The 4,010-nt window shown below is 53.1% G+C and carries 4 protein-coding genes; 3 read left to right on the forward strand and 1 reads right to left on the reverse strand.

From position 1 onward, the window contains the following. Positions 1-445 precede the first annotated feature (445 nt). Positions 446-1,324, reverse strand: a complete 879-nt coding sequence (locus tag ACEQU8_RS09515) for a metal-dependent hydrolase (protein WP_370263181.1) — start codon at positions 1,322-1,324, stop codon at positions 446-448. A 160-nt stretch (positions 1,325-1,484) separates the two neighbouring features. Between ACEQU8_RS09515 and ACEQU8_RS09520 the strand changes: the two genes are divergently transcribed. The 3 genes from ACEQU8_RS09520 to ACEQU8_RS09530 all read left to right on the forward strand — a co-directional run. After that, on the forward strand, positions 1,485-2,510 hold the full coding sequence (locus ACEQU8_RS09520; RefSeq protein ID WP_370263182.1) for a helix-turn-helix domain-containing protein: 1,026 nt from the start codon (positions 1,485-1,487) through the stop codon (positions 2,508-2,510). Positions 2,511-2,572: 62 nt separating this feature from the next. After that, positions 2,573-3,064: a ribonuclease E activity regulator RraA gene (gene rraA, locus ACEQU8_RS09525; protein WP_370263183.1), complete on the forward strand. Its 492-nt coding sequence runs from the start codon at positions 2,573-2,575 to the stop codon at positions 3,062-3,064. Positions 3,065-3,408: 344 nt separating this feature from the next. After that, a partial coding sequence (locus tag ACEQU8_RS09530; RefSeq protein WP_370263185.1) for an isocitrate lyase/phosphoenolpyruvate mutase family protein occupies positions 3,409-4,010 on the forward strand: 602 nt, incomplete at its 3' end.

Here is a 4,010-nt window from a genome sequence, read left to right on the forward strand (position 1 = left end):
GTGTGGGCCAAACCGGGCGGGCTGCCCTGAATCGGCCTGCGCGGCCTGTGCCACCCCAGCCCCGGCGCTGCGCTTGGCCACGCCGGTGATTCGCGTAGCCGAAGTCCACGCACACGCTGCAGCAAGGCCATGCTCGCATGCCACCTGAGCCGCCTTCGCTTGCCCAGAAGCCAGCAGGGGCCAATGCCCCTGCAGCGACCTTCAGGGCAATCTGCCCGACTGTGCCAAGAATGAACGGTGCCCCCCAAGGGGGCAGAGGCCCGACCCGACCTCCGTTTTGGAGGGCGGGCCTCAGTTCAGGCGAGGCTCAGGGAGGGATCAACAGATTGGCCGTCGCAAAGGGACAAGGACCTGCTGGCTTCAAAGAGCAAGCGAACGAACATGGCATGGACCCGCTTGCTTCAAGGAGCAAGCGACACCGCTAAACGGCATGGACCTGCTGGCTTCAGTGAGCTGCCTCGTACATGGCCTCGCCCGCCAACACCGGGTTGCCCGTGCTGTTGAAGGTTTGCAACCACGCCTGGTAGTTGTGCACCGTCTCGGTCTGCCAGGGGTGAAAGCCTGGCTTGTAGTACGACAGAAGCTTGGGAAACAAGCGGGTGTACACCCCCTTGGGGCCCATCAGCCACCACAAACCCTTGCCGTAAATTTTGGCGCGTTGCAGGCCTTTAAAGCCGTCTTTGCCCAAAATAATCCACGTGAATATCAAGGTGTGCAATGTGAAGTTGAAGGTGGCATGGGCCATGGCGAGGCATCGCATGCCATAACCCACTTTGGCCACCTTTTGCATGACGTCAAACGCCACTGCTTTGTGTTCCATTTCTTCAATGGCGTGCCAGGCCAACATGGCTCGCACACGTGGGTCGGCGCCAGCCATCACCTCTTTTCGAGAAAAAAACATTTCAGCCATCATGGCGGTGAAGTGCTCAAATGCTGCTGTCATGGCCAGGTTGTAGCTTGCCGAATAATTCTTGAGTCGCCCCTGCATAATTTTATTAATCACAGCGAGCATTTTGTCCACTGGCACACCCTGCTTACGCAGGCGGTCGTTGTAGTCACTGTGCACCTTGCCATGTTGCCCTTCCTGGAAAGAAAAATCTCTCACAGCCTGCTTCATCTCTGGGTCGGTGATTTGATCTTTAAACAGGCGAACGCTGGAAATGAAGTAACGCTCTCCATCGGGAAAGGTCATTTGCACGCCATCGAACACACGCGTCTTAAAAGGATCGCCGGCCATCCAGTAGCGTGGGATGTCATCGCTGGTGATACCGAAGTCCAAGTCTTTTCTAACCACCATGTCTTCTTTGTAAGAGTGCTCGGTCATGTGTTGCCTCCGCCTTGATGCGCGTTAAACCATGCACTCAAGATTACCCAATGATGAATTTGCGAGATATGATGTGTAATGACAAAAAAGGAAGAATTCGCGACAAACATGGGTAATTGTCGCGTTCAATGCCCCTTGGGTTTGAGGGTTGGAGCCTAATTTGGAAACCATCAACTTCAGACTGCTGGCCAGTTTGGCCAATGCAGCTCGGCGGTGCAATGTGGATCTCAACGAGGTCATGCAGGCTCTCAAGCTTGACATCGACATGAGCGGCGACCCCAAGCGCCGCATGTCTTTGGAATGTTTTGGGCGCCTGTTTTCAGAGGTTGAGTTGCACAAGCCCACCTTGCACTTTCCCTTGGTGTTTGGTGATTCGTTTAATTTTGATGGCTTGCCCGAGTTGGCCACCTTTGTGACCAGCGCCTCTACGCCCCAGCAAGCCATGCAGGTACTGGATTGGTCGAGCAAACTGCTGCATCCCAATTTGTTTTTTTCTACCTGCAAGCAGGGCGATGAATTAACGCTTGAAATTCGCGTGGAAGATCCTCGGGGTGTGCACAAAGACCAGCCGGGGTTTGTCGAGGCCACTGTGGCCGCTTTGCTCAAGTTTATGCGCTTGTTGAGCCCGCACGAGTATTTGCTCAAACGCGTTGTGTTTCGCCATGCCCCCATGGCCAGCATTGAGGCCTACGCCGAGTTGCTCAAAACCGAGGTGGTTTTTGAGCAAGACATCAATGGCTTGGTATTAGACGCTGCTGCGCTTGATCTGCCTTTCCCCGGTGGTATTCCGTCTGCGCATTTGCAAGCGCAGGCGGTGATTCTTAATCGCTTGTTGCCCGAGGTTGAAGACCACACGCTGAGCAAAAAACTTCGGAGTCTGTTGAAGTCTCGTTTAAGCCTGCTGGCCGCGCCCATGGAAACCTTGGCCGATGAACTGCACATTCACCCCAGAACCTTGCAACGCCGCTTGAAAGAAGAGGGCACATCGTATGCGGCTTTGCTTGGCGCGGTGCGTCGGGATCTGGCCTGTGAAATGCTGAGCAATTCGGTGTTGCCCATTGAGACCATTGCGCTTAACTTGGGTTATTCGGACCGCCGAAGCTTCACTTCCGCGTTCATCAAGTGGCAGGGCATCACCCCCAGAGAATTCAGATCCGGCTTAGCACCTTCGCCTTCAAGCCGCTGAGTTTGGCCCACTTTGCTGTATAACTTGTAGACCTTATTTGTTTATTCATCGGACACCACATCATGCTACCGACCACAGACATTTGCGATGCCAACGAAGACAAAATTGCCCTGGGCACTTTGAGGGTGGTTCAACCCATGTTTAAAAGCTGGGGCAAGCTGAATCAATTTCAGGGGCAGGCCCACACCTTGAAAGTTTTTGAAGACAACACCTTGGTGCGCAGTGCCCTTGAAGAAGACGGCACGGGCAAAGTGCTGGTGGTGGACGGCGGCGGCAGCATGCGTTGTGCTCTGCTTGGCGGCAATCTGGCAGTGCTTGCCGAGAAAAACAATTGGGCGGGCGTGATTGTGTATGGTTGTGTGCGCGACACGCTTGAAATGAATGCCTGTAACATCGGCATTCGCGCTTTGGATACGCACCCCCAAAAAAGCCAAAAGCGTGGGTCTGGCCATGAAAACATCGACATCGCGATTGGGCACACCGTGGTCCGCCCAGGCAATTGGGTGTATGCGGATGAAGATGGGGTTCTGGTAAGCGATATGGCTTTGGTCTGACAGCAATTTGATGTTCATGCGCCGTTCTCGGGGCCAACCCGAGTTCGAGCCAGATCACTCTTAAGCAGGGTGCACTGCACGATTTAGAGGATCTCCTCTTTTTTATAAAGCAAAAAAGTATTTCACATCCCAATAAAAATGCTTTAAGTCATTGAATATAAACAATACGAAAAAAAGTCTTGTATAAGATATAACTCTTGTTGCCTTGCGAAATGCAGCGTAAGATACGCCCATCATCACATTGCAACCACTCAGCTCAGTGATATCACCCTGTGCAGTGGCGTATAGAGCAGCACGCAATGTGTCACCGATTTCTTTTTTACTCTCTGGCTGAGGAATCAAGCATGAAAACTTTTGAGCAGCAAGTTCAAGAACTGAACAAAGATTGGGAAACCAACCCCCGTTGGAAACTGGTAAAGCGCGGCTACAAAGCCGAAGACGTGGTGCGTCTGCGTGGTTCCGTTCAGCCTGAATACACCCTGGCCAAGCGCGGTGCCGAAAAGCTGTGGGAAAAAGTAAACGGTGGCGCCAAGAAAGGCTACGTCAACGCCTTTGGTGCAATTACTGCTGGTCAAGCCATGCAGCAAGCCAAAGCAGGCCTGGAAGCCGTTTACCTGTCTGGCTGGCAAGTTGCTGCTGACGGCAACACCTCCGAGACCATGTACCCCGACCAGTCTTTGTACGCCTACGATTCCGTGCCAAAGATGGTTCGTCGTATCAACAACACCTTCCAGCGCGCTGACGAAATCCAGTGGAAGAACATTTGCGACGGCAAAATGAAAGCCGAAGACGCAATTGATTACTTCCTGCCCATCGTGGCCGACGGTGAAGCCGGCTTTGGTGGTGTATTGAATGCCTACGAACTGATGAAGAACATGATTGCAGCAGGTGCTGCTGGTGTTCACTTTGAAGACCAGTTGGCCGCTGTAAAGAAGTGTGGTCACAT

It is taken from the genome of Limnobacter sp. (assembly GCF_964228395.1).
Classification (GTDB): domain Bacteria; phylum Pseudomonadota; class Gammaproteobacteria; order Burkholderiales; family Burkholderiaceae_B; genus Limnobacter.